Origin of the sequence: Streptomyces azureus, from assembly GCF_001270025.1 — a bacterium.
Taxonomy (GTDB): domain Bacteria; phylum Actinomycetota; class Actinomycetes; order Streptomycetales; family Streptomycetaceae; genus Streptomyces; species Streptomyces azureus.
The window spans coordinates 1-24,360 of record NZ_DF968320.1; the positions used below are offsets into that span (position 1 = coordinate 1).

23 protein-coding genes and 1 pseudogene are annotated in these 24,360 nt (G+C 71.9%); 11 read left to right on the top strand and 13 right to left on the bottom strand.

The annotated features are described in order from the left end of the window. Positions 1 to 567: FHA domain-containing protein (locus AOQ53_RS44810; protein ID WP_059419977.1), on the top strand; the 567-nt coding region annotated here is incomplete at its 5' end. A gap of 42 nt (positions 568 to 609) precedes the next feature. On the opposite strand, the gene AOQ53_RS22750 is transcribed toward AOQ53_RS44810, so the two are convergent. Continuing rightward, positions 610 to 1,593 carry a methyltransferase domain-containing protein gene (locus AOQ53_RS22750; protein ID WP_059419979.1) on the bottom strand — a complete coding sequence of 328 codons (984 nt, stop codon included), beginning with the start codon at positions 1,591 to 1,593 and terminating at the stop codon, positions 610 to 612. Between the two features lie 66 nt (positions 1,594 to 1,659). On the opposite strand from AOQ53_RS22750, the gene AOQ53_RS22755 reads away from it, so the two are divergent. Continuing rightward, positions 1,660 to 2,073, top strand: a complete 414-nt coding sequence (locus AOQ53_RS22755) for a globin (protein WP_059419981.1) — start codon at positions 1,660 to 1,662, stop codon at positions 2,071 to 2,073. Positions 2,074 to 2,094: 21 nt separating this feature from the next. On the opposite strand, the gene AOQ53_RS22760 is transcribed toward AOQ53_RS22755, so the two are convergent. The 4 genes from AOQ53_RS22760 to AOQ53_RS22775 all read right to left on the bottom strand — a co-directional run bounded on the left by AOQ53_RS22760 (position 2,095) and on the right by AOQ53_RS22775 (position 6,591). Next, positions 2,095 to 2,763, bottom strand: coding sequence for a hypothetical protein (locus AOQ53_RS22760; protein ID WP_059419983.1), 669 nt, complete (start codon positions 2,761 to 2,763; stop codon positions 2,095 to 2,097). Next, the gene (locus tag AOQ53_RS22765; protein WP_059419984.1) at positions 2,760 to 3,170 is read right to left on the bottom strand and encodes an acyl-CoA thioesterase; all 411 of its coding nucleotides are present in this window, start codon (positions 3,168 to 3,170) and stop codon (positions 2,760 to 2,762) included. Before AOQ53_RS22765 ends, AOQ53_RS22760 begins: the two co-directional genes overlap by 4 nt. Positions 3,171 to 3,172: 2 nt before the next feature. Further along, entirely contained in the window at positions 3,173 to 4,837 is a 1,665-nt protein-coding gene (gene ettA / locus AOQ53_RS22770; RefSeq protein WP_059419985.1) for an energy-dependent translational throttle protein EttA, read from the bottom strand. A gap of 542 nt (positions 4,838 to 5,379) precedes the next feature. Beyond that, positions 5,380 to 6,591, bottom strand: coding sequence for an MFS transporter (locus tag AOQ53_RS22775; protein ID WP_059419986.1), 1,212 nt, complete (start codon positions 6,589 to 6,591; stop codon positions 5,380 to 5,382). A 566-nt stretch (positions 6,592 to 7,157) separates the two neighbouring features. On the opposite strand from AOQ53_RS22775, the gene AOQ53_RS22780 reads away from it, so the two are divergent. From AOQ53_RS22780 to AOQ53_RS22800, 6 genes are all read left to right on the top strand, one after another. Beyond that, positions 7,158 to 7,676 (top strand): HAD domain-containing protein, encoded by a 519-nt coding sequence (locus tag AOQ53_RS22780; protein ID WP_059420038.1) that lies wholly within the window; start codon positions 7,158 to 7,160, stop codon positions 7,674 to 7,676. Positions 7,677 to 7,763: 87 nt separating this feature from the next. Next, positions 7,764 to 8,243 carry a hypothetical protein gene (locus AOQ53_RS47755; RefSeq protein WP_330219364.1) on the top strand — a complete coding sequence of 160 codons (480 nt, stop codon included), beginning with the start codon at positions 7,764 to 7,766 and terminating at the stop codon, positions 8,241 to 8,243. A 90-nt stretch (positions 8,244 to 8,333) separates the two neighbouring features. Further along, positions 8,334 to 8,534 carry a hypothetical protein gene (locus tag AOQ53_RS47760; RefSeq protein WP_330219365.1) on the top strand — a complete coding sequence of 67 codons (201 nt, stop codon included), beginning with the start codon at positions 8,334 to 8,336 and terminating at the stop codon, positions 8,532 to 8,534. 440 nt (positions 8,535 to 8,974) lie between these two features. Further along, a complete protein-coding gene (locus AOQ53_RS22790) occupies positions 8,975 to 9,613 on the top strand; it encodes an ATP synthase subunit B family protein (protein ID WP_059419987.1) in 639 nt (212 codons plus the stop codon). Positions 9,614 to 9,616: 3 nt separating this feature from the next. Continuing rightward, entirely contained in the window at positions 9,617 to 10,033 is a 417-nt protein-coding gene (locus AOQ53_RS22795) for a phage holin family protein (RefSeq protein ID WP_059419988.1), read from the top strand. Next, positions 10,009 to 10,686, top strand: coding sequence for a DUF3618 domain-containing protein (locus AOQ53_RS22800; RefSeq protein ID WP_059419990.1), 678 nt, complete (start codon positions 10,009 to 10,011; stop codon positions 10,684 to 10,686). The genes AOQ53_RS22795 and AOQ53_RS22800 overlap by 25 nt, the downstream gene beginning before the upstream one ends. Positions 10,687 to 11,515: 829 nt before the next feature. On the opposite strand, the gene AOQ53_RS22805 is transcribed toward AOQ53_RS22800, so the two are convergent. From AOQ53_RS22805 to AOQ53_RS22820, 4 genes and pseudogenes are all read right to left on the bottom strand, one after another. After that, positions 11,516 to 11,737, bottom strand: coding sequence for a hypothetical protein (locus AOQ53_RS22805; RefSeq protein ID WP_059419992.1), 222 nt, complete (start codon positions 11,735 to 11,737; stop codon positions 11,516 to 11,518). Positions 11,738 to 11,831: 94 nt separating this feature from the next. Beyond that, a pseudogene (locus tag AOQ53_RS22810) lies at positions 11,832 to 12,475 on the bottom strand (ATPase); the annotation flags it as partial. 178 nt (positions 12,476 to 12,653) lie between these two features. Next, the gene (locus AOQ53_RS22815) at positions 12,654 to 13,865 is read right to left on the bottom strand and encodes an ROK family transcriptional regulator (RefSeq protein WP_059419994.1); all 1,212 of its coding nucleotides are present in this window, start codon (positions 13,863 to 13,865) and stop codon (positions 12,654 to 12,656) included. 293 nt (positions 13,866 to 14,158) lie between these two features. After that, positions 14,159 to 15,262 (bottom strand): mechanosensitive ion channel family protein, encoded by a 1,104-nt coding sequence (locus AOQ53_RS22820; protein ID WP_059419995.1) that lies wholly within the window; start codon positions 15,260 to 15,262, stop codon positions 14,159 to 14,161. A gap of 312 nt (positions 15,263 to 15,574) precedes the next feature. Here AOQ53_RS22820 and AOQ53_RS22825 point away from each other — a divergent pair, with 312 nt between their 5' ends. Beyond that, the gene (locus AOQ53_RS22825; protein WP_019760491.1) at positions 15,575 to 16,111 is read left to right on the top strand and encodes an HNH endonuclease; all 537 of its coding nucleotides are present in this window, start codon (positions 15,575 to 15,577) and stop codon (positions 16,109 to 16,111) included. A gap of 111 nt (positions 16,112 to 16,222) precedes the next feature. On the opposite strand, the gene AOQ53_RS22830 is transcribed toward AOQ53_RS22825, so the two are convergent. The 4 genes from AOQ53_RS22830 to AOQ53_RS22845 all read right to left on the bottom strand — a co-directional run bounded on the left by AOQ53_RS22830 (position 16,223) and on the right by AOQ53_RS22845 (position 21,750). Further along, positions 16,223 to 17,578 carry an FtsX-like permease family protein gene (locus AOQ53_RS22830; protein WP_059419997.1) on the bottom strand — a complete coding sequence of 452 codons (1,356 nt, stop codon included), beginning with the start codon at positions 17,576 to 17,578 and terminating at the stop codon, positions 16,223 to 16,225. Next, on the bottom strand, positions 17,575 to 18,261 hold the full coding sequence (locus AOQ53_RS22835) for an ABC transporter ATP-binding protein (protein WP_059419999.1): 687 nt from the start codon (positions 18,259 to 18,261) through the stop codon (positions 17,575 to 17,577). The genes AOQ53_RS22830 and AOQ53_RS22835 overlap by 4 nt, the downstream gene beginning before the upstream one ends. Then, positions 18,258 to 18,791 carry a PadR family transcriptional regulator gene (locus tag AOQ53_RS22840; protein ID WP_059420001.1) on the bottom strand — a complete coding sequence of 178 codons (534 nt, stop codon included), beginning with the start codon at positions 18,789 to 18,791 and terminating at the stop codon, positions 18,258 to 18,260. The genes AOQ53_RS22835 and AOQ53_RS22840 overlap by 4 nt, the downstream gene beginning before the upstream one ends. A gap of 79 nt (positions 18,792 to 18,870) precedes the next feature. Beyond that, positions 18,871 to 21,750, bottom strand: coding sequence for a beta-N-acetylglucosaminidase domain-containing protein (locus AOQ53_RS22845; protein ID WP_059420003.1), 2,880 nt, complete (start codon positions 21,748 to 21,750; stop codon positions 18,871 to 18,873). Between the two features lie 222 nt (positions 21,751 to 21,972). Here AOQ53_RS22845 and AOQ53_RS22850 point away from each other — a divergent pair, with 222 nt between their 5' ends. Further along, a complete protein-coding gene (locus AOQ53_RS22850; RefSeq protein WP_059420006.1) occupies positions 21,973 to 22,242 on the top strand; it encodes a hypothetical protein in 270 nt (89 codons plus the stop codon). Continuing rightward, positions 22,243 to 24,336 carry a 4-alpha-glucanotransferase gene (gene malQ, locus AOQ53_RS22855; protein ID WP_059420007.1) on the top strand — a complete coding sequence of 698 codons (2,094 nt, stop codon included), beginning with the start codon at positions 22,243 to 22,245 and terminating at the stop codon, positions 24,334 to 24,336. Positions 24,337 to 24,360 lie beyond the last annotated feature (24 nt).

Here is a 24,360-nt window from a genome sequence, read left to right on the forward strand (position 1 = left end):
CAGGGTGGCGGCTACGGCTATCCGCAGCCCGGCGCGACCCAGGCCCCTCCCGGCCCCGGCGGTGCTCAGGGCGGCGGCTACGGCTATCCGCAGCCCGGCGCGACCCAGGCCCCTCCCGGCCCCGGCGGCTTCCCGCAGCAGCCCCAGGCGCCCCAGGGACCGACGACCTGGACCGCGACCATCGGCCCGGACCGTGAGTACTTCATGGCGATGATGCAGCGCTCCGGTCCCGAGGCCGCGGGCCTGAACCTGCCCGCGTACTCGCCCGAGCAGCAGCGCACGCTCACCGGCAACCAGCTCACGATCGGCCGTCGCCGGCACTCCACCGGCGACACCCCCGACATCGATCTCTCGGTGCCGCCGGAGGACCCGGGCGTCTCACACCAGCACGCGGTGCTGGTCCAGCAGCCCGACGGCACCTGGGCGGTCGTCGACCAGAACTCGACGAACGGCACGACGGTCAACGGCTCGGAGGAGCCGATCCAGCCGTTCGTCCCCGTACCGCTCCAGGACGGCGACCGCGTGCACGTCGGCGCATGGACGACGATCACGATCCGCCGCGGCTGAGCCCGCTCAGGACAGGGGTCAGGCTCAGGACGGGAGTCAGGCTCAGGACGGGAGGGGCCAGGAGTACGGCCCCTCCGGGTCGTCCAGCCAGGCCCACTCCCGGTCCCCGCTGACCGTGATCCCGTAGCGCTCGCGCTGCGGCCTGCCCTCCTGCTCCCACAGCGCGTGCGCCTCCTGCGGGTCCAGGCTGCCGCGGGTCAGGGCCAGCAGGAAACGGAACAGGTCGTCCTCCCTGGCCCGGCGCGGTACGCCGCCCAGCTGGAGCGGCTCGCCCCCGGGCCGGCTCCCGCCGCGCAGCGGCACGAAGTAGGCGGGCGTGTGCAGGAAACGGCCCTCGGCATGGTCGGCGTCGCGCACCGTGAGCACGACCAGGCCGGTGGCGAGCGGCATCAGGATCCGGCCACCGGGGCGGCTCTGGGCGAGCCAGGCGCGCGGCACGGCGCTCAGCGCGCAGGTGGCGATGATCCGGTCGAACGGCGCGCGCTCCGGCACGCCCCGGGCGCCGTCGCCGGTGACGACGACCGGGTGGTACCCGGCAGCGGCCAGGTGCCGGCGGGCCGACTCGGTGATCTCCGGGTCGAGGTCCACGGTGGTCACCTTGTCGTCGCCCAGGCGGTGGGCGAGCAGCGCGGCGTTGTAGCCGGTGCCGGCGCCGATCTCCAGGACCGTGTTCCCGTCCTCCACGCGCAGCGCGGCCAGCATGTCCGCCATCAGGGACGGCTGGCTGCTGGAGGAGAGCAGTTCGCCGTCGCGCAGCCGGGTCGCCAGCGGGGTGTCCTCGTAGGCGCCCCGTAGCCACCGCTCACGCGCCTGCGGGTCGGGGCTCTCGCCCCACCGCCGTTCGTAGCCGCCCGCGATGCCGACGTAGTAGTACGGCACGAAGAGGTGGCGCGGGACCGCCGCGAACGCCTCCCGCCACACCGGGTCGGTGGCCCAGGCCTCGCTCGCGTCGATCCGGCGCACCAGTGCCGCCCGCGCGGAGGCGGCGAGACCGTCTGAATCCCTGTCGGGAGCATGCCCGCCCATACCCCCACAGTAAGGGCATCGGGGCCGGTCCTAGGCCTTGAGTCCTATGCCTCCGCGTCTGAGAGCATGGAGGGCGTGAAAGAGATTCGGCGCGGCACGCTTCAGGAGCAGACCTTCTACGAGCAGGTCGGCGGGGAGGAGACCTTCCGCCGGCTCGTCCACCGTTTCTACGAGGGAGTCGCCGAGGACCCGCTGCTGCGGCCCATGTATCCCGAAGAGGACCTGGGCCCGGCCGAGGAGCGCCTCACGCTGTTCCTCATCCAGTACTGGGGTGGCCCCACGACGTACAGCGACAACCGCGGCCACCCGCGCCTGCGGATGCGGCACGCGCCCTTCACGGTGGACCGTGCGGCGCACGACGCCTGGCTGAAGCACATGCGGGTCGCCGTCGAGGAACTCGGGCTCTCCGAGGAGCACGAGCAGACGCTGTGGAACTACATGACGTACGCGGCGGCGTCGATAGTGAACGCCCCGGGCTGACCCGCAGGGGCGTGGCGAGGGTCAGCGGACGCTGACGTCCAGCGCCCCGAGCCCGGCCTGTCGTACGGCGATCGACCCGTACGGTGTGCGCAGCCGCAGCCACGCGCCCGACGAGAACAGCCCCAGTGGCGCCCCGGGCCGCAGGAACCCGAGCGACTGTGCCGCGTGCACGGCGCGGACCGGGAGCCGGGTGTCGCCGACCGTACGGGACCAGATGTCCCGCCCGATCCGGTCCAGCTCGGCCCTCGTACGCCGCTCCGAGGGCAACTCCTGCGTACGGGACCGGAACTCGGCCACGGCGGCGGCCACGAGGGACCGCAGCGCGTCGGGTGCCGGCAGCCCCGGCTCGGGCCGCCAGCCGCCGCGCGGCGGCAGCACGCCCGCCCACGGCGGCCCGGTCACCGCGCCCGGCACGAGGGCCGTGGCGCCCTTCTCGTCCACCGACTCCAGGAGCTCACCGGCGGACACGGTCATGTCCAGCGTGACGTCGAGCCCGTCCTCGTACGGCTTCGCCAGCCGCACCGCGCGCACGGCCAGCACCTCGAAGGACGGCGGCCGCCCGAACACGGCCAAGGCGGTGCCCGCCGCCTGGAGGCGCACCGCGGCGCCACGGTCGTAGTGGAGCAGCCGGGAGAGGAAGGCCGCGAGATCCGCCGCCTCCCCCTCGTCGGCCAGGTGGAGCACCGTCATGCGGCGACGGCCTCCTCCTCGTCGTCCGTGTACTCCCGGAGGAACTCCCGCTCCTCCGGGGTGAGCCGGCGCGGGCGCTGTGCCTCGAAGTCGAACGGCACTATCACCGTCGAGGCCCGGACGTAGACCAGGTCGTCGTCCTTCACCTCGTAGGTGAGGGTGAAGGACGCCGCCCTTATCTCCGTGACCCACAGCTCGATGTCCACGGGGGTGTGCCGGTGGACCAGCTGCCGCTTGTAGTCGATCTCATGGCGCGCCACCACGGACCCCTGCTTGAAGTCCTTCTCCGGACGGAACAGGAAGTCGATACGGGCTTCCTCCAGGTAGCGGAGGAACACCACGTTGTTGACGTGGCCGTACGCGTCCATGTCCGCCCAGCGCAGTGGGCAGCGGTAGATGTGCCGCAAGATCAGCCTCGGGTCAGCTTCTTGTAGGTGGCGCGGTGCGGACGCGCGGCGTCCGGGCCGAGCCGCTCGATCTTGTTCTTCTCGTACGACTCGAAGTTGCCCTCGAACCAGAACCACCTGGACTCGCCCTCGTAGGCGAGGATGTGCGTGGCGACGCGGTCCAGGAACCACCGGTCGTGGGAGACGACGACGGCGCAGCCGGGGAACTCCAGCAGCGCGTTCTCCAGGCTGGAGAGGGTCTCGACGTCGAGGTCGTTGGTCGGCTCGTCGAGGAGCAGCAGGTTGCCGCCCTGCTTGAGGGTGAGCGCGAGGTTCAGCCGGTTGCGCTCACCGCCGGAGAGCACACCGGCCGGCTTCTGCTGGTCCGGCCCCTTGAACCCGAAGGCGGAGACGTACGCGCGCGAGGGCATCTCGACCTGGCCCACGTTGATGTAGTCCAGCTCGTCGCTCACGACGGCCCACAGCGTCTTCTTCGGGTCGATGTTCTCGCGGCTCTGGTCGACGTAGGAGATCTTGACGGTGTCGCCGACCTTGATGGCGCCGGAGTCGGGCTCCTCGATGCCCTGGATCATCTTGAACAGGGTCGTCTTGCCGGCGCCGTTCGGCCCGATGATGCCGACGATCCCGTTCCGCGGCAGCGTGAAGCTGAGGTCGTCGATGAGCAGCTTGTCGCCGAAGCCCTTGGTGAGGTTGTTGACCTCGACGACGACGCTGCCCAGGCGCGGGCCCGGCGGGATCTGGATCTCCTCGAAGTCCAGCTTCCGCATCTTGTCGGCCTCGGCGGCCATCTCCTCGTAGCGGGCGAGGCGCGCCTTGGACTTGGCCTGGCGCCCCTTGGCGTTCGACCGCACCCACTCGAGCTCTTCCTTGAGCCGCTTCTGCCGCTTGGCGTCCTTCTGGCCCTCGACCTTGAGGCGGGCGGCCTTGGTCTCCAGGTACTTCGAGTAGTTGCCCTCGTAGGGGTAGAGGCGGCCGCGGTCGACCTCGCAGATCCACTGGGCGACGTTGTCGAGGAAGTACCGGTCGTGGGTGACCGCCACGACGGTGCCCGGGTACTTGGCCAGGTGCTGCTCCAGCCAGTTCACGGACTCGGCGTCGAGGTGGTTGGTGGGCTCGTCGAGCAGCAGCAGGTCGGGCTGCTCCAGCAGCAGCTTGCACAGCGCGACGCGGCGGCGCTCACCGCCGGACAGGTTGGTGACGGGCCAGTCGCCGGGCGGGCAGCCCAGGGCGTCCATGGCCTGCTCCAGCTGGGCGTCGAGGTCCCACGCGTTGGCGTGGTCGAGGTCCTCCTGGAGCTTGCCCATCTCGTCCATGAGCTCGTCGGTGTAGTCGGTCGCCATCTGCTCGGCGATCTCGTTGAACCGGTCGAGCTTGCCCTTGATCCCGGCGACACCCTCCTGGACGTTCTCCAGGACGGTCTTGTCCTCGGTCAGCGGGGGCTCCTGGAGCAGGATGCCGACCGTGTAGCCGGGGCTGAGGAAGGCGTCACCGTTGGACGGCTGCTCGATCCCGGCCATGATCTTGAGGATGGTCGACTTGCCGGCGCCGTTCGGGCCGACGACGCCGATCTTCGCTCCCGGGTAGAAGCTCGTCGTCACGTCGTCGAGGATCACCTTGTCGCCGTGCGCCTTACGCGCCTTGCGCATGGTGTAAATGAACTCAGCCAAGAGAAACCGTCCGGCAGCTTGAATACGGCAGTGGGCAGATACACCCCATCTTGCCGTACCGCTAGGCCTGGGTGGAAACGCGTATGGGTGGGGGTGGCTGACCTGGCCTTTCTCGGATACCGACTGCCGGGCGACTGTCACTGTCGGTCGCCTTTGGTCGACCTCGGGCAACATCGCACGGCCCTGGGGTGATCACTTACTTTCCCAAGGGCAGGCACCGCCGCCCCTTACGGCCGTCTCGGCCGACGCTTGCTCCCGCCTCCGCTGCATCCGCTGACGATTCGACGGTCGTCCTGGGCCAGGCTCTCGATGAGGTCGCTGCCCCTTCGAGCCTTCGACGAACAGACCGTCGTCGAAGGGTGGATATGTGAGGGGGCCCCGGCGGCGCGCCCGCCGGGGCCCCCTCACTGTCAAGCCAGTCCCCACCGTGGTTGGGGCCACCGATCTGCCGGCCTCATGGCCGACCACCCTGTCCGGGCTTCTACGGAGTACCGCACGTCAGCACCAACGCCCTGACCGCTCGGGAGGCCGGGGGCTGCTGATCAGCCTTGCTCGCCACGGTCGGGAGCGTGGTCCGCAGGCGACTCGATCTTGCGCAGCCGTGTAAATGGCACAGCGGAGGCGAGCACGAGAGCGATCGCGCCCACGAGCAAGAGGGCGAGCCAGGCGCCGGACCTGTCGATGACGAGTCCTGCCGCGGCGGATGCCAGCGATGCGCCGAGGTTTACGGAGGTGTTGATCCATGTCGACGCTTCCGTCCGGCTGGTGTCCGGAACGATGGTGTCGGCGATGAGGTATCCGGTGATGAGGGACGGGGCGAGGAAGAGGCCGATGAGGGCGAGGCCTGCAGCGAAGAGACCGAGTGTGTCCAGCTGGGACACGAACACCGCAGCAAGCCCCATGCTGACGCACAGGGCGAACAGCCTCTTGCCGATTCCCGACTTGAGGTTCAGTTGCCCATAGAGGAAACCCCCGAGAGCACTTCCGCCGGCAAAGGCCGCCAGGAGCCAGCCCGAAGCTGAGACAGCATCACGTTCAGCAGCGGTGGCTGGTGCTGCGATCTCCGCGACGCCCAATACACCACCGACGCCCAGCAGGACGACCAATACCCTTGCGAAACCTGGCTGCCGCAGCGGGCGATCACCTTGCGCTCCGCTCCCTCCTGTCCCGCGCAGCGCCCCCGATGACGCACTGGACGTCATCGCTGCAGTGCCGAGGGAAACCGCTGCCGCGGTCACCCAGAGCCCAATGCTGGGAGAACTGGCCACGATGACCGCGGTGATGATGACAGGACCACCGACGAAGAGGAGCTCTTCGCAAACCGCGTCGATACTGAATGCCTTTGTTCGCTGGTCACCGGCTGTTGTGAGCGATGCCCAGAGCATTCGCATCGCCGCCCCCAGGGGTGGCGCTGTCAGGCCGACCACCGCACTGAGAACGAGGAACCAGATATCCGCGACACTCTCGGCTTCCGTGATGAGCGCGAGAGCGATGAACCCGGCGGCCTGGCCCGAGGCCATCGTGGTGAGCGCGATCCGTTGACCGAATCGATCGACGGCCCGGGCACGCCAGGGGGCGGCGAGGACGTTGGCGATGCCGAACACCGCTGTTGCGAAACCGGCCTGCGTGTACGAACCCGTGCTGTCCTGGACGGCGAGGAGGAGAGCAAGACCGCCCATCGCGAGGGCGGACCGGCCAATCAGGGCGGGGAGGAAGGCGCGAAGAGCGCCAGGAAGGAGAAGTACTGCGAGCACGAAGAAGCTCCGATGATGTGCGACCGACGCTGAACGCGAGGCCGCCAAGAATCTGACGGCTGCCGAGGTCCGGAGGGCAGGACAGGGCGCACCCTCAACGGATCAGAACCTGGACGGGAGAGACCCAGGACCGTCAGATGAACATCACGATGAACATCCGGGAAGGTTAACAGGACGCGGCCTCCATGCCGGCTTGGGTGATTCCGCGCCAGTGACCTCCCCTCCTGCCGAAGGCCGCATCTGTTCCAGGCTGAGCTGCCCAAGACCGGCGACGTGCGGAAGGGTGACCCGCTCAAACCGCGGGAGCGGATCGAGCGCATCATGGACGACAACCACGCCGGCGACCTGCCGGGAGCTCGGGCGCCTCGTCCATGGCCTCATGATGCCGACCCGCTCGCGGCCGGGTCGGGCGGCTTGGCGGAGACCGGCGGCGGTCAGGTCCTGGTCGCGACGTGGTCATTGGCTTGGAATCGACCGTCGACGCCGGTCGCCGTTGGCCGGCCTCGGGCGCCCTCGCACGGCCCGGCCAAAGGGTGCTCACCACCGCGCCGGGCTATCGTGCCGCCGTGACAAGCGCAGCGGAGCGCCCTCTCCTCTTCCTCGACGTCGATGGTCCGCTCATCCCGTTCGGGTCGTCGTCCGGCCACCCGCATTCCGCTGCTGCCGACGCCTCGGCGCCTGCCGATCAGGGGAACCCACTGTTGAGGCGGCTTGACCCCGGGATCGGGGCGCGCCTCTTGGCCTTGGGCTGCCATCTCGTATGGGCCACGACCTGGGGGGATGAGGCGAACGAGGCCGTCGCTCCGCGCATCGGTCTGCCAAAGCTGCCAGTACTGGAGTGGCCGGAGAACGGTGCCGAGAAAGTTCCGCGCGGCCTGCACTGGAAGACCCGCTCCCTTGTCGAGTGGGCCGACGGCCGGCCGTTCATCTGGGTCGACGACGAGATCAGCGCCATGGACCGCCTTTGGGTCGAAGCCGGCCATCCTGGGCCGTCGCTGCTTCATCACGTCGACCCGGCCAAAGGCCTCCAAGACGCCGATTTCTTCGCTCTCGCTGCCTGGCTTCGTGCCGTCGCGCCGAGATGAGCGCCGTCTCAGGCGTTCGATCACCGGGTAACGTGGCGATCTTCGACCGGCGGAAGCCGTACGGAGTCCTCGAAGGCCGGGCACATCATGCATATCGCCCCCCCCCGCCCCGCACGCCACCGCCTCGTCGCCGCCCTGGAGAACCTCTCCGTCACCTTCCGCGGCATGACCGCGCATCCGGACGAGCGCAACTGCGCATGCCACTGGGGCGGCCCTGAGGAGCTTCGCCTTCTGAAGACGCCGGATGTGGAACTGGAGCCGGACCTTCTGCGCCGGACCTGGCAGGCCATCGACTGGACCGATCACGCTGCCGTGCTGCGCCGTATCCCGCCGCAGTTCGCCACGGTCCTGGTCGCCGGTCGCACCGAACCCCTGTTCGGGCTGGAAGAGGTCGGATACTCATTCGCCCGCGGCCGCTGGCAACAATGGCCCGGCGAACAGGCCGATTCGGTCCGCGAGTTCCTGCGTGCCCGGTGGGTGCAGAGCCTCACCGATCCGGATGCGGTCGTCCCGGCGCACCAGGTCTTCGTGATGTGTGCCGAGGCGTCCGGAACGCTCGGCCCTTGACTTGCCGACCGGGAAGATCAGACCGGGTACCTCAGCGACCGACGTCTCGCAGAGGCGGCCGCGGAATGGGAGTGCGATCTCCTGGGAGAGATGCTGCCGTGGAGCGTCGGCTGGTACGAGCGCGACGAGGAGGGGCTGCGCGCCGAACTGGTCGCCTGGCTCCTTGGCCACGCTGCGATACGACTCCGCGAGTCGGGCGCATCGGCGGATCTGCAGCACCGAATACGGCTGCTCGGACTCACCGGTGAGGATCGCTGGACGGATCCGTACTGGCCCGGCTACCGCTACTGACGGCCGGTGGGCACGGAAGCTCCCGTGGCTGCGCGCCCCGCTCCGGCGCGACCTCGCCGGACAACCAAGGGGGGAGAAGAACCGCAGCCCGGCCAGCTCTGGGATCTGGAACTGTGCTGCGGCCCGTCTGCGGCCTGGTCCACCTCTGGGGACCTCTGCCTGGGAAGCCCGGGTCTTGTGGCTGCGGTTGCTGCGCCGACCTGCGGCGCAGTGGTGGTGGAGCCCTGGGCGCTTCCGTAGCCCCGGACGGCCGGCAACGTTGGCGGGAGCCGCTGATCCGTGTCATGAGCACAGGCCGAGGACATGTCCACGAACCCACCCTTATGAGTATCGGATGATGCTCGACAAATCTCTCCTGATGGGTGTGAACAAGAACAAAACAGTCACTCGAGTACGTAAGCGGACCAAGGGGTTACGTGATCGTGTGAGGAGGAGTGGCGATGAGCGAGGCAGCGCAGGGCGACACGACGAGGTTGCGGCAGACCGGTGAGACCGCCAGGGCGGAGGCGTCGGCCACCACCGATCAGGCCAGGCGAGCCGCGGGAGAGGTCACGGGTACCGCCGTGGACCAGGCCAAGGCCGTGGCGGGTGAGGCTCGACAGCAGGCCGGCGCGGTCGCCCAGGACCTGCGGGGCCGTGCGATGAACGAGGTTGAGGAGCAGACCAGGCGGGTGGCCGGCTCGCTGCGTCAGTGGGCGGACGACCTGGCCGGACTGGCGGAGAACGCCCAGAGCGACTCACCTGCCCGCAGCCTCGCGGCTCAGGCAGCCGACGGCGGGCACCGGGCTGCCGACTACCTGGACAAACAGGGAGTCGACGGCGTCCTCACCGATGTGCAGGACTTCGCCCGCCGGCGCCCCGGCATGTTCCTGGGCGGCGCGCTCCTGGCAGGGCTGGCCGTCGGACGGCTGGTCAAGGCGGCGGGGAAGTCCGACGGCTCCGCTGAGCGCGGACAGCAGCCCGCGGCGTCGGCCGAGGGGCAGCCCACGGCGTTGCCGTCCGGCCCTCCGCCGGAGATACAGCCGTCCGTCGGCATGCCCCCGGGCGGTGCGCCGGCTCGTCCGTACCCGGAGGTGTGAGAGATGGCCTCGATCCCGTCCCGCCAAGTGGAGGCGCGTGGTGGGGACACCTCGGTGGGCGAGCTGCTGTCCGCCGTGACCTCCGACGTCCAGACGCTGTTCCGGCAGGAGGTCGAACTGGCCAAGACCGAGGTCAAGCAGGAGGCGACCAAGGCGGGCAAGGCGGCCGGCATGTACGGCGGAGCGGGCTTCGCCGGCTACATGGTTCTGCTCTTCCTGTCACTGGCCGCAGTACTGGGCCTGGCCAACGTGATGGACGGCGGCTGGGCCGCCCTGATCGTCACCGCGGTGTGGGCCGTGGTCGCGGCGGTGCTGTACCAACGGGGTCGTACCCGGATGCGCGCCGTGGACCCGAAGCCCGGACAGACAGTCGAGACGCTGAAGGAGAATGCGCAATGGGCACGTCACCCGACCAGATGAGGGCCGAGATCACCGCCACGCGGGACCGCTTGTCCGCCGACATGGACCGGCTCGCGGACCGGACCAGCCCCCGGCGTATAGCCCGCCGCCGCACCCGCAGGATGCGCGGTGCCGTCTCGGGCATGCGGGAACGGGTCATGGGATCCGCCTCCCAGACCGCCCAGGGCGTCAGCGGCAGCGCGCAGTCGATGGCCGGATCGCTGCAGGAGGGCACCCAGCAGGCGGCCGACACCGCGCGTGAGGCGGCCGGCCAGGCCGGTGAAGCCGTACGGCAGGCTCCGGAACAGGCGATGCAGCGGACCCAGGGCAACCCGCTGGCCGCCGGTCTGATCGCCTTCGGTGCCGGCATGCTGGCGGCCTCGATGCTGCCCGTCTCCCAGATGGAGCAGGAGAAGACCACTGACCTGATGCAACGCGGTGGCGAGGCGCTGGAACCGGTGAAGCAGGCCGCCCAGGATTCCGCGCAGAACCTGAAGGAGGGGGCCAAGGAGGCCGCCCAGAGTGCGGCGCAGGAGGTGAAGGACACCGCCACGGAGGCCGCCCGTACCACGCAGGGCGAGGCCCGCGGCCAGGCCACCCAGGTAGCCGAGCAGGCACGCGACTCCGGGAGGCAGGTCGCCGACGAAACCCGGCAACAGTCAGGTCCCGGCTGAGCACCGTGCAGGCCCATCGGCCGGGTGGCGTGCTCACGACTCCCCGGTGAGGCACCTACTGAGCGAGCCACGCCGGGACGCGCGGCCCGCCGTTCACGGTGGCACCCTCGTCAAAGGCCTTGGGCCACGATCGGTCCGGGGCCTGCGTCATGAGGGCGGGTATCGAGGTGCGTCCGGACGACCTGTGGGGGGGCAGGTACGGGGGGTGGTCCGACCGCGTTGATCGCTGCGTTCGTCGGTGTCACGAGGACCTTGCCGGCCCCCGTTTTCTGGGTCGTCCACTTGGACAACGTCACGCGATCGCAGAGGCTCATCTGGCCGTCCCAGCGCCTGTACTCGCCGAGTTGGATGCCGTGGCGGAGGAACTCATCGGCGGGGCGCGGGAAGGACACGCGTACGCGGATGCGGGCATGCCTCGGCGTCGAAGAACCCGCACGGACGCCACAGATAGAGCCATGAGCAGGTGTAGAGCCATGAGCAGGTGACGGCACGCCGACGGCCCGAGCCGCCTGTCACGGCCCCTCATCGGCAGGGAAACCGCTGGTGAGGGGCATCTTCATGCCCTCTCGTGGCATGTAACAGTCCGCTCTGAGCTGGGGTTTTACCGTCCGTGCCGGTCGCCGTTGAGGGGCTCCGGCGCTGTCGCGCCGTCGTCCTCTCCGAAGTCCGGGGCCTGGAAGGGGTTCGTGGTCGGAGGCGGTGATGCCGTGGCAGTGGAGCGGGGTGCCCCTTCCGGGGCGGAGAAGAGCGAGGTCAGATCGATGAGAGGTCTCCTTCTGGTGCCGGGCCCCCGGAGGGACCTGGTGTGCCGTGACCGGGCACAGCGGTGCTAGAGCTTGGTCATCTTGGCGTACGGGCTCAGGATCCGCCTTTGAGACGAGCCGAAATCCACGAGGACCGCGATCCCGTCCTCGATGCTGATGACCCGGCCGAGGCCGTACATGTCGTGTGTGACCTGGTCGCCCACGGAGAAGTGCTTCGGGGCCGGAATGACCGGGGCCTTGAAGGGGCTGGTGGGCAGATGGCGCTTAGGAGCAGCAGGCTTTGTCATTGCCCCTAGTATGCGCCCTCGCGTGTTCTGCTGCCCGCGTCTGTCCACGTTCCGCTGTTCGGTACCGCCCCGGCCGGTCTTGGGCGGGCCTCCCTCACGTCCCGAAGTGTGCCCGCAAACGCTCCTGCGCCCCTCCCTTGCTCCCAGCCCGTACAGCCCCAGCAGCGCCGCCCCGAGGACAGGACTGGCCGTGACCGCCTGAGGGGCCGCCTTGGGTGCTCTGTCGGCCAGCAGGTCGGTGATCATGCCGTTGAGCTGCGGATGCTGGCGGCCAGCACCCCGCCGCCCAGGAGGACGGGTGTCGGCTCGTCCAGCAGTTCCAGGCGGGTCAGGGCCACCACGGCCATCGCGACCACCTCTTCCGCCTGGCGTTCGGCGATCGCGCGGGCGACCGTGTCGCCGTCCGCCGCCGTCGCGAAGAGGACCGGCGTCAGCTCGTGGCGACGAGATTGCTCCAAGTCGCCCAGATGCAGTGCCTCGATGAGGGCGTACAAGGAGGGCAGACCGAAGTGGGCGGGGAGGGTGTGGGCCGGGGCCCTGAGGCGCCCGCGGCCGTCCTCCGAGCCTGCCGCGTGCCAGGGCCTCCTCCGGCAGGCCCCGGCCGCCGCCCCGGTCGCCCGAGACCCGGCTCGGCGCCGGTAAGCGGGCCGTGCGGCCGTCGGGGCATATGCCGACGCAGTTGATGCCCGCGCCGCAGACGACCGCGACACCCCGGGGTTCCGTCACACCGGCCCGGACGCCTGGCCCGTACAGGCCGTGGCGAGGAGGGCCATGGAGGCGGAGGCGGCGAAGGCGATGGCCGCCTTGCGGGAGGTTCCAGGCATGGGGGCCCCCTGGGGAACGGGGAGCGGCGTGGGAAAGGGGGGGTGGGGTCAGTGGGGTAGCGAGGGGGGCGTGGGTTCAGCGTGAGGTGGCGTCAGCGCGAGGTGTCGAAGACCTCGTCGCGTGTGGTCGCGAGCGCGCTCTCCAGTGCGCCGCGCAGCACGGGGTGTTCACGGACGTCGCCCACGACCAGGCGTGGGCGTGACGCGGCCAGTTCTTCCAGCTCGGCCTGGACGAGGGCGCGCAGCGTCTCGCCGCCCGAGGTGAGGGACGCGCCGCTCAGGACGACGAGCTCGGGATCGAGGACCGAGACGAGGGAGGCAAGACCGGTCGCCAGCCGGATCGCGTACGACCGCAGCAGCTCCCGGTGGAGGTCGTCGTCCCGCGTGGCGGCCCGCTCGACCAGGGCCGCGGCCACCTCGGCGTACGGGCCCGCCGGGATGTCCTCGATGCCCAGTTCACGGGCCAGCCTCGGCACGGCCTGGGAACCGGCCAGCTCCTGGTAGCCGCCGCTGCTGGCCTTGGTGACCTGGCGGACCAGGGGCGTGCCCGGCACGGGCAGGAAGCCGACCTCTCCGGCGCCGCCGGTCCAGCCGCGGTGCAGCCGGCCGCCCAGGACCAGGGCGGCGCCCAGGCCCTCCTGGTTCCACAGCAGCACGAAGTCCGTGTGGTCCCGGGCCGCGCCCAGCCGCTGTTCGGCGAGGGCGACCAGGTTGACGTCGTTCTCGTACTCGAACGGCATCGGCAGGGCGGCGGCGAGCTCGTCCAGGAGGGTGGGGGAGTGCCAGCCGGGGAGGTGGGAGGCGTAGCGCAGACGGCCCGTGGTGGGGTCGAAGGCGCCGGGGGTGCCGATGACGAGCCGGTGGATGTCGTCCCGGGCGAGGCCCGCCGCCTTCACCGCGCCGTCCAGGGCGTCGGCGACCTGCTGGGCGACCGGGATGCCGGTGCGCCGGCCCGGGGCGGGCAGTTCGAAGCGGCCGACCGTGCGGCCGGTGACGTCGGCGACCGCGGCGAGGATCCGCTGGGGGGTGACGTCGAGTCCGGCGGCGTGACCGGCCGCCGGGTTGACCTCGTAGAGCTGGGCGTTCGGGCCCGGCCTGCCCTCGGTGGTGCCGGTGGCCAGGACGAGGCCCGCGGCCTCCAGGCGGGCCAGGAGCTGGGAGGCGGTCGGCTTGGACAGGCCGGTGAGCTTGCCGATCCGGGTGCGGGACAGCTGTCCGTGCTCCAGCAGCAGGTCCAGGGCGGCCCGGTCGTTCATGGCGCGCAGGACGCGCGGGGTGCCCGGCGTGCCGGCGGTTCCTGCCATGCGTGTCCACACCTGCCCTTCGGCTGCTCAGCTTCTCAGTGACCTGGCGGGGAAGTCCCATCGACCCGGGCACCTTTCCCCTCCGGCCCTCCGCCCCGGCGCGTCACACCCGCGCCCCATCACTGTTAGGAAAGTTTCCTATGGCGGGAAGGTGAGCCCGCGCCGTGCGGGCGTCAACAGGGGACGGTTCAGGCAACGCAGTCGTTGCCCGGGCGTGCGAAGAGGGCGGCACCCGGAAGGTCCGGGTGCCGCCCTCTTGGTGGCTTACCGTCCAGCCGCCCTTACCGGGACGGCTACTTCGTGGTGCTCGTCGGCGGTGCGACGGGCGTGAGCGGGGACGCCGCCGCCGACTGCGGGGACGCCGAGTTCGCGTACACCGACGGGGGCGCCATCCCCGCCGTCGGGTCGGCGGGCGTCTCCTCCGCCGTGGCCGTGGCGCCGCCGACGATCCGGATGCCCGCCGCGTCGAAGGCCCGCTTGATGCGCCAGCGCAGCTCGCGCTCCACGGTCAGGGACTTGCCGGGCATCGTCTTGGCCGAGACGCGCACGACCATGGAGTCCAGCAGGACGCTGTCCAGGCCGAGTACCTCGATCGGGCCCCACAGCAGCTCGTTCCAGGGCTCCTCGGCGCCCATCTTCTCGGCGACCTCGTCCAGGGTGGCCTTGACCTTGTCCAGGTCCTCGCCGGCGTGGACCGTGACGTCGACGTTGGCCGTGGCCCAGCCCTGGGAGAGGTTGCCGATGCGCTTGACCTCGCCGTTGCGGACGTACCAGATCTCGCCGCCGTCGCCGCGCAGCTTGGTCACGCGCAAGCCCACCTCGATCACCTCGCCGGAGGCGACGCCCGCGTCGATCGTGTCGCCGACGCCGTACTGGTCCTCCAGGATCATGAAGACGCCGGAGAGGAAGTCCGTGACCAGGTTGCGGGCGCCGAAGCCGATCGCCACGCCCGCGACACCGGCGGAGGCCAGCAGCGGGGCCAGGTTGATCTGGAAGGTGCCCAGGATCATCAGCGCGGCCGTGCCCATGATCAGGAACGACGCCACCGAGCGCAGCACCGAGCCGATCGCCTGCGAGCGCTGGCGGCGGCGCTCGACGTTGACCAGCAGCCCGCCGAGCCCGGAGCCGTCCACGGACTGGCCGCTCCGGTTCATGCGGTCTATCAGCTTGGTGATCGCACGCCGGACGACGACCCTCAGCACCGCCGCTACCACCACGATGAGCAGGACCCTCAGCCCGATCGCGAGCCACGTCGACCAGTTCTGCTCGACCCAGCCGGCGGCGTTCGTCGCGCTCTCCTGGGCGTCCTGGAGCGAGGGCACTCTCGGGGTCTCCGTATCCGAGGGGGTCGGCGACGGCGACGGGCCGACGGCGAGCAGGACAGCGGACAGGGACACGGCAGGTACCTCCAAGTACAGCGGTCCGCCCCGGTGCGGTGGTTCAGGGGGTCGAGGTCACGACTGGGTCACCGCGGGGGCAGAACCACCACACTAACGGGGCATTGTGTGTGCTTCGGCAGGATGTGTGAAGGAGAGACCGTGCTCACCTGGGCTTGAACAGGCCACGATCCGGGGGATGAATCAGATGTGGTCGAAAACACTCCCAGCCCGTTACGGGGGCATGGTGGCGCTTTCACCAGGCATGAGGGGAGACTGGCTACGAATCGTCCCGGCGCGAGCCACGCGCCGCCGGCGTCCAAGGAGGCATCCGTGCCGCACGTCCTGGTCCTCAACGCGTCGTACGAGCCGCTAGGTGTCGTACCGCTCCGCCGCGCGCTCGTCCTCGTCCTCGAGAACAAGGCCGTATGCCTCGAGGAGTCCGGCGCCTATCTGCACAGCGCGACCGTCACAGTCCCCGCACCCAGCGTGGTCCGGCTCAAGCGATTCGTCCGGGTTCCCTATCGGGGGCCCGTTCCTCTGACCCGCCGGGCGCTGTTCGCCCGTGACGGGGGCCGGTGCATGTACTGCGGTGGCGTCGCAACCAGCGTCGACCACGTCATCCCGCGCAGCCGCGGGGGCAAGCACGTCTGGGACAACGTGGTGGCGTCCTGTCGCCGCTGCAACCACGTGAAGGCCGATCGGCACCTCTTCGAGATCGGCTGGCGGCTGCGCCACAAACCCGCCCCGCCCACCGGCCTGGCCTGGCGCATCATCGGGACCGGCCATCGGGACCCGCGCTGGCTGCCGTACTTGCAGCCGTACGGCGCGGACGACGCCTTGGCCCGGATCGACGGCATTTCCGCCTGAGAAGATCCGGGCTTTCGTATGGCCGCGCGCCGTTCGGTATTGCCGCGTGCGGCCGGCCGACCGGCCCGGTGAACCCCCGTTCCCCCGGGCCGGCCCGCTTGTGGAGGGCGCCTACGCGTACCGCAGCTCCCCCGGGTGTACCGAGCGGCGCAGCAGGGGCAGTGAGGTGGCCGCGGCCAGCAGGCAGGCGGCGTAGACGGCGACAGGCACCAGGGCGATCGCCCAGGGCACCGGGCGGTTGAGGAGCAGGGCGTACCACGCGCCGATGGCCGTCCCGCCTAGGCCCGCGAGCAGTACGGCGGGGGCGAGCGGCAGCGCGGTCTCCAGCAGCAGGGCCCGGCCGAGCACCGTGTGCGGCACCCCGGCGGCGGCCTGCGCGGCCAGGCCCCGGCGGCGGGTGGCCAAGGACTCGGCGGTGCCCACGGCGAGGCCCGACAGGGTGATCGCGAAGGCGACGACGACGGCGGCGCCCGTGAGGTCGAGGCCGGTGGTGTAGTAGGTCGCGGACTTGTACAGGTTCGGTGAGGCGTGCACCACGTCGCTCAGCACCTGCCGGATGCCCATGAAGCCGGTCGCGACGGTCGTCACCAGCAGCACCGCCGCATGCGTGCGGGCGGCCGACCAGGGGTCGTCGCGCAGCCGTTCCGCCGCGATCAGGGTCGCCGCCGACCGGGCCCGGGGCGCGAGGATCCGCCCGGTCGCCTTCGAGGTGGCCCCCGAGAGCCACACCGCGCCCGCGCCGACCGCGAGAACCACGCCCATCAGCTGCAGCGGCACCCCGCCGTTCGACTGGTTGGAGGCTACTGGGGACGTGGTGGCCACGGTCAGCAACGCCAGCACCGCGACGAGCAGGACCCCGGCCAGGAACAGCAGTCCGGGCCCCCGTCCGCCGCGCGGCCCGACCCGGCGCACCCAGCCGAGCGGGGAGGCCACGACCCGGCGCAGCGCCAGTGCGCCCGCCACCGCGCCCAGCACCGGTACGGCGACGGCGACCAGGGCGATCCCCACCCAGGCCAGGACGGTCGGCCGTTCCCACTGACGCAGCAGGACCAGCACCGACAGGACGGTGGCGACCGCCGAGCCCAGCAGACAGGCCAGGCCGGTCTCCAGTGCGGCGATCCGCCGGACCTGCCAGGGTGTCGCCCCGGCCAGCCGCAGCCCGGCCAGCCGCCGGTCGCGGTGCACGGCGCCGATCCGGGCGCACTGGCCGAGGAACCCCAGCAGGGGCACGAGCAGGAGCAGCAGGCCGACGATCACGCCGGACCGCGTGCCGGGCTCGTCCAGCAGGCCCGCGGCGACGGGCACCCGGTAGCTGCCCCGCAGCGCGGCCAGGGCGACGGCGGCCAGCGCGAACCCCGTCGCGAGGGCGGCGCCCGTCGCCGTCAGTGCGACCCGCCACCACTCGCCTCGGTCGGAACCACGGGTGAGCTCCCAGGCGAGGCGCAGATCGGAACGCAGGGAGTTCACGCGGTCACCCCCAGCGGTGTCACAGCGCCGTCCCGTAGCTGGACCTCCCGGTCCGCGTACGCCGCCACCTGGGCGTCGTGCGTGATCAGCAGGACCGCCGTGCCCGACTCGCGGGCCGTGTGGACCAGGGCCGTCATGACCTGCTCGGCGGCGAGCGAGTCCAGGGCGCCCGTCGGCTCGTCGGCGAAGACCACCTTCGGGCCGGTGACCAGGGCCCGGGCCAGTGCGGTCCGCTGGGCCTGGCCGCCGCTCATCTCGCCCGGCCGCAGGTCCTGCTGTCCGCGCACGCCGAACCGCTCCAGCCACTCACCGGCCCGGGCCCGGGCACGGGCGCGGTCGGTGCCGGCCAGCAGCAGCGGCAGGGCGACGTTGTCCAGGGCCGTCAGCTCGGGGATGAGCTGCCCGAACTGGAACACCACGCCGAACTCGGTCCGCCGCAGCTCGCTCAGCCGTTTCTCGGGCAGGTCCGCCAGCCGCCGGCCGTCGTACGACACCGATCCCTCGTCGGGCCGGACGATCCCGGCCAGGCAGTGCAGCAGCGTCGACTTCCCGCTGCCGCTCGCGCCGGTCACGGCGAGGATCTCGCCGCGGTGCAGGTCGACCGAGGCGCCGCGCAGCGCGGGTGTCCTGCCGTGCGTTTTGGTGAGGCCGCTCGCCGAGAGAAGAGGCACGGGTTTGCTCATGCTGCGTCGACCTCCGCGGTCAGGGTGGTGAGCCGGGCCGCCGTGGTGCTCATCCAGCGGAGGTCGGCGTCGAGGTGGTTGAGGGCGTAGTCCGCCGAGAGCACGGTCGCGAGGTCCGCGCCCTTGGCGGCCTTGACCGCCGTGAGCTCCCGCATCCGCTCCATGTGGGCGGCGCGCTGGGCGCTCAGATACGCGGCCGGGTCGCCGCCCGAGAGGATCGTGACCACGACCTTGGCGAAGATCTCGTTCGCCACGAAGGGCGCCGGCGGCGCGATCTCCCCGGCCCACCGGGACAGTTCACGCGTCCCCTCGTCCGTGGCGCGGTAGGTCGTCCGCTCCGGGCCGCCGTCCGAGTCGGTGCCCTCGACCGCGGCGAGGCCGTCCCGGACGAGGCGCTGGAGGGTCGTGTAGACCTGCCCGTAGGCCAGCGGTCGGGCCTGCGGGAACCGTTCGTCGTGGCGTCGCTTGAGGTCGTAGCCGTGGCTCGGACCCGTGGCGAGCAGGCCCAGCAGGATGTGGCGGGTGCTCATGCCGCTCATTATGTACTGAGTACATGTACTGAGTGAATAGTAGACGCCCAAGAAGTCCGTGACGGAATCTCCAAGGGGTTCAGTCCGTGACGGCGTACGCCTCCACCGACCACAGCGAGTACCCGTACGGTGTGGCCCGCTTCTCGCCCTGCACCCGTACGAAGCGCACGTCGTGCTCGTTCATGCGGACGCTCTCGAGGCCGCCCCTGCCGTCCCGCACCGCGGCCGCCGTGCGCCAGCGGCGGCCGTCGGGCGAGACCTGGACGCGGTACGCCGAGGGGTGGGCGTCCTGCCAGCGCAGCACGACCTGCCCGAGCCGCACCGGGCGGGGCAGCTCGACCTGCCACCAGGCGCCGTCGTCCACCGGGGACGACCAGCGCGTGTCCGGGTCGCCGTCGTTCGCCGCCGACGCGGGGAAGTCGGGGGTCTCATCGGCCGAGGAACGCGCCGTGCCGGTGCGGGCCAGGTCGGGCCCGCCGGTGGGCGGGAAGGCCCGGACGGTGAGCGTGCGGGTCGCTCCCGCGAACCCCAGCCGGATGTCGTAGGACCGTTTCGGCGCACCGTGCTCCACGGTCACCTCGACCGGGACCTCCACCTTCGTGCCGCGCGGCACGGCCAGCTCGGACCTGGGCACCCGGACTCGTACGCCCTCGGGTGCCTCGACGGTGAGCCTGCCGCGGGCGTCGGCGGGGCGCAGCGAGCCCAGCCCGGCCGTCAGCCGCCGCGTCCTGCCGGTCTCGGCGTCCACGCGGTCGCGTGTCAGCTCCAGAGAGGTGGCGGGGGAGTCCGCGAACCACGGGACCAGGTGACGCACGCGGGACGACGCGGGACCGGTGACCCGCACGGCGTCCACCCGCTGCCCGGCCCGCACCTCGGTCGCCCCCGAAGCGGCCAGCCGGCCGGCCCGCCGCCAGCCCCGGCCCGGTACGTGTACCTCGACGTCGCCCTCGGTGCCGGGGTCGGTGAGGGCCGTCACGGCCGTCAGGTGCCGGGGGTGCGAAAAGCGCAGGGTGCGGCCGTCGCCCGGGTCGCCGGGGCTGGGGGGCGGCTCGTGGTCGATGCCCGACCAGGCCGCGTACGCCTTCTGCGCCCGTCCCAGGAAGGGGTCCAGGACGTCCGTGCCGACCTTGACCGGCGCAGGCTCCAGCCGGGCCCGCAGCGCACCGAGTTCGCGGTAGGCCGTCCAGGCCGCCGCCGCGTCCCCGGCGCGCTGCGCGTCCAGCATGTCGAGCGCGGCCGTGCCCGCCTCGCCGTAGCGGGCCAGCTGCGCCGACCAGGGGGCGACCTCCGGGGCGAGGGCGGTGCCCGTCAGCCGCCGCGGCAGCTCGCGCAGCACGGTGAACGCCTCGCGCAGCCGCCGCGCGGCGTCGCCGTCCGTCCCTCGACCACTCACCTCGGCACCGCCCGCGGTACGGGCCCGCCAGTACGCCTCGGTCAGCGGGCGCAGGTACGCCGACTCCTCCTCGCCGAGGACCGACGACGCGTCGTTCCCGGCGAGCGCGGCCAGGGCCTCCTCGCGGCGCCGGTCCCCGCCCGCCAGGTCGGCGATCGCGGCGCGCCAGGACTCCCCGGGGCGGTAGGCGCGCGGGTTCCAGGCGTAGTCGGCGGCGGTGAACAGCGGGATGCGGGACGCCTCGGGCTGCTGCATCGCGTTGGCGAGCAGGGCGGCCGAACCGGTGGCGACGGCCGGCTCGCGGCCCCGGTAGGGGCCGAGGAAGAGGCGGCCGGGCTCGTAGTCGTTGACCGGGTAGTTGTCCATCGTGACCAGCGGATGCCGGAACGCCTCCCGGGCGTCGGCCAGTTCGCCGCCCGTGATGGTGCGCGGCACCACCCCGACGCCCGTCCACGCCACCTCGACACCCGCGTCCAGCGTGCTCGCCAGGGCCCGTCGGTAGTCGGTCGTGCCGTCCTCGTAGAACTCGGTCGGCATCAGCGACAGACCGGCGGCCCCGGAGTGCCGGTCCGCCAGGTGCCGGGCCACCGCGTTCGCCACCCGGGCCTGCGCCCGCGCGGCCGCCCGCGGGCCGGAGCCGAACCGCTCGGCGTCCGCCTCGCAGTGCCACTCGCTGTAGCTGACGTCCTGGAACTGGAGCTGAAAGGCCCGGAAGCCCAGCGCCCACATCGCGTCGAGCTTGCGCGTCAGGGCGCGCACGTCGGCGTCCGAGGCGAAGCACATCGCCTGGCCCGGGGCCACCGCCCAGCCGAGCGTGACGTGGTTGCGGCGCGCCCGCTCGGCCAGCTCCCGGAACTCGGCGCGCTGCGCCGCCGGGTACGGCTCACGCCAGCGGGCCTGCCGGTACGGGTCGTCACCGGGGCCGTACAGGTAACGGTTCTGCTTCGTGCGCCCCATGAAGTCGAGCTGCCCCAGCCGCTGCCGGTGCGTCCACGCGGTGCCGTAGAAGCCCTCGGTGATGCCGCGCACGGCGGTGCCGGGCCAATCGCGTACGACGGCGGCGGCGATCGTGCCGTCGGCGCGCAGGAGTTGCCGCAGCGTCTGGACCGCGTGGAACAGGCCGTCCTCGCCGGCTCCGGTGAGCAAGACGCCGCCCCTGCCCACGGACAGCTCGTATCCCCCGGAGGGGAGGGCGCGGCGGTCGTCCCGGCGGACGGGCTCCGTCCGCGCCCGCACGACCAGCGCCCCGGGCGCGGCGGAGTCCGTGATGTGACGGGCCCCGGCCTGCCGCAGCAGGTCGCGCAGGGTTTCGACGGCGTACTGGTCGGCCGTCGGACCGGTGATCAGGGCGACCTCGTCGGTGACCGCGACCGGTGCGCCGTTCGCGCGCAGGGACTGGGGGCGCGGCCAGACGGAGAGGTCCGGACGGGCGGTGTCGGGGGTGGTGGGTGTCGCGGTCGCTTCCGGGACGGGCGGGGCCGCCACCGCGGCGGGCGGCGTGCCGAGGGTTCCGGCGACGACGGCGACGGCGAGAGCCGCCGCCCGCTTCCCACGCCGCAGTCCCACAGGCCCCCTCCACGTGTGTTCGACCGGGAGAACGAGCCCACCACCCGCCCGGTGAGGGTGTCAACGAGAGTGGCCGTTATGGCCGTATTGCCGGAATCTGGAGAGGGTGGAGGAGAGTGGAATGTGAGCAGAAGCACGATGTTCGGCCTGGGGTGTCTGCCTTCGCGTCGACTGGGTAGGGCTGCGATAACCGTTGAACGCCGTACCCAAAAGGAGGCCCCCGTGGCTGCGATGACTTTCCTTCCGCTCCCGGCCCCGTCCAAACCCGTGGCGGACACGTCCGCCGACCTCGACCCCCACTATGACGATCCCCGCTACGAAGACCCTCACTACTGCATCTTCAGTTCCGAGAGCACCTGCGCCGAGCCCCCGCTGACCAGCGAGCCCCCGCTGCCCGACGCCGAGCCCCTCACCAGCGAGCCGCCGCTCGCCGAATCCGCCCCCCTGACCAGCGAACCCTCCGCCTTCGTCCCGGACTTCACGAGGTCCTAGATGACCGCACCCCGGCCGGCCGAACCGCCTTCCGAGGACCTGTCCCGACTCGCCGACCTGCACGGCGTCGCCACTTCGTACAGCCCGTCCCCGGACCGTACGGTCGCGGCCTCGGCCGCCGCGGTCGCCCTCACCCTGGCCGCTCTCGGCGTGGACGCGAGCACGCCCGGCGCCGTCCGCGCCGCGCTCGCCGCCCGGGAGCGGGAACTGGGCGCCAGGCTGCTGCCGCCCACGGTGGTCGGCTGGGGCACCAGCCCCCCGGCCGCCCTGGCCGCGCTCCCCGAGGGAAGCCGGCTGCTCATCGAGACCGAGCAGGGCGAGACCCGCGCCTCGTCCGAGCACCTCCCGCCCGGTGTCCACCGGCTGACCGCCACCGTCCCCGACGGCCGCACGGCCACCGCCCACCTGGTCATCGCCCCGGCCCGCCTGCCCAGCCCCACCGGACGCTCCCACGGACTCCTCGTCCAGCTCTACTCCCTGCTCTCCCGCCGTTCCTGGGGCATGGGCGACCTGGGCGATCTCGCCGAGCTGGCCGGCTGGGCCGGGCGGTCGCTCGGCGCCGGATTCGTCCAGGTCAACCCGCTGCACGCGGCCGTGCCCGGCGCCCCCACCGACCCCTCCCCGTACCGCCCCTCCTCCCGCCGCTTCCCCGACCCCGTGCACCTGCGCATCGAGGACGTCCCCGAGTGCGCGTACGTCGAGGACCGCGAGCGGCTGCGCGTGCTGCTGGAGAGATCCGGCCGGCTGCGCGAAGCGGTGCTGGACAAGGGCGCGCTGATCGACCGCGACGCCGTGTGGGAGCTCAAGCGGGAGGCGCTTCAGCTGCTGTACGAGGTCCCGCTCGGCCCCGGCAGACGCGCCGCCTACTGCGACTTCCTCGCCGAACAGGGCCAGGCCCTGGAGGACCACGCCACCTGGTACGCGCTCGCCGAGGTGCACGGCCCGGACTGGCACCGCTGGCCGACCGGCCTGCGCGACCCGCGCTCGGCGGAGACCGTCCGTGCCCGCAACGGACTGCTGGACCGGGTGGACTTCTGGTCCCGGCTCGCCTGGCTCACCGACACCCAGCTGACCGCCGCACAGCGCGCCGGGCGCGAGGCCGGGATGCCGGTCGGGATCGTGCACGACCTCGCGGTCGGCGTCCACCCCGGCGGCGCCGACGCCTGGGCCCAGCAGGAGTACTTCGCCGCCGGCATGTCGGTGGGCGCCCCGCCGGACGCCTTCAACGCCCGCGGCCAGGACTGGGGCCTGCCGCCCTGGCGCCCCGACCGCCTGGCCGAGTCGGGCTACGCCCCCTTCCGCGAGCTGCTGCGCGCCCTGTTCCGCTATGCCGGAGCCCTGCGCATCGACCACGTCATGGGTCTGTTCCGCCTGTGGTGGGTACCGCTGGGCCACCCGCCCACGGAGGGCACGTACGTCCGCTACGACGCCGAGGCCATGCTCGCCGTCCTCGTCCTGGAGGCCTCCCGGGCCGGGGCGCTGGTGATCGGCGAGGACCTGGGCACCGTCGAACCGGGCGTGCGCGAGGCGCTGCGCGAGCGCGGGGTGCTCGGCACGTCCGTGCTGTGGTTCGAACGCGACTGGGAGGGCGACGGCCGTCCGCTGCCCCCCGACCGCTGGCGCGCCGACTGCCTGGCCACCGCCACCACCCACGACCTGCCCTCCACGGCCGCCCGCCTCACCGGCGAGCACGTCGAACTCCGCGACAGCCTGGGCCTGCTGACCCGCCCGCTGGAGCAGGAGCGCGCCGAGGCCGCCGCCGACACCGCCGAGTGGCTGGCCCTGCTCACCCACCTCGGCCTGCTGAACGGCACCGGCGGCACCGACACCTCCTCGGAGGAGGCCGAGATCCAGGCCGTCCACCGCTTCCTGCTGCGCACCCCGGCCCGCATGGTCGGCGTCTGGCTCCCCGACGGGGTGGGCGACCGCCGCCCGCAGAACCTCCCGGGAACGTGGGACCAGTACCCGAACTGGCGGCTGCCGATCGCGGACGCGGAGGGCCGTCCCGTGACCTTGGAGGATCTGGCCGCCTCGCCCCGGCTGCACGCCCTCATCGAGGTTCTGAGACAGCCGCCCGACGCGTCGGGCGGCTGAGGACGCCTCTTACGGCACCCCGGG

Coding starts and splice junctions, on each gene's coding strand:
- AOQ53_RS22750 (WP_059419979.1), bottom strand. CDS start 1,593: ATGGGCGGGCATGCTCCCGACAGGGATTCAGACGGTCTCGCCGCCTCC.
- AOQ53_RS22755 (WP_059419981.1), top strand. CDS start 1,660: ATGGAGGGCGTGAAAGAGATTCGGCGCGGCACGCTTCAGGAGCAGACC.
- AOQ53_RS22760 (WP_059419983.1), bottom strand. CDS start 2,763: ATGACGGTGCTCCACCTGGCCGACGAGGGGGAGGCGGCGGATCTCGCG.
- AOQ53_RS47755 (WP_330219364.1), top strand. CDS start 7,764: ATGCATATCGCCCCCCCCCGCCCCGCACGCCACCGCCTCGTCGCCGCC.
- AOQ53_RS47760 (WP_330219365.1), top strand. CDS start 8,334: ATGCTGCCGTGGAGCGTCGGCTGGTACGAGCGCGACGAGGAGGGGCTG.
- AOQ53_RS22790 (WP_059419987.1), top strand. CDS start 8,975: ATGAGCGAGGCAGCGCAGGGCGACACGACGAGGTTGCGGCAGACCGGT.
- AOQ53_RS22795 (WP_059419988.1), top strand. CDS start 9,617: ATGGCCTCGATCCCGTCCCGCCAAGTGGAGGCGCGTGGTGGGGACACC.
- AOQ53_RS22800 (WP_059419990.1), top strand. CDS start 10,009: ATGGGCACGTCACCCGACCAGATGAGGGCCGAGATCACCGCCACGCGG.
- AOQ53_RS22805 (WP_059419992.1), bottom strand. CDS start 11,737: ATGACAAAGCCTGCTGCTCCTAAGCGCCATCTGCCCACCAGCCCCTTC.
- AOQ53_RS22815 (WP_059419994.1), bottom strand. CDS start 13,865: ATGGCAGGAACCGCCGGCACGCCGGGCACCCCGCGCGTCCTGCGCGCC.
- AOQ53_RS22835 (WP_059419999.1), bottom strand. CDS start 18,261: ATGAGCAAACCCGTGCCTCTTCTCTCGGCGAGCGGCCTCACCAAAACG.
- AOQ53_RS22840 (WP_059420001.1), bottom strand. CDS start 18,791: ATGAGCACCCGCCACATCCTGCTGGGCCTGCTCGCCACGGGTCCGAGC.
- malQ (WP_059420007.1), top strand. CDS start 22,243: ATGACCGCACCCCGGCCGGCCGAACCGCCTTCCGAGGACCTGTCCCGA.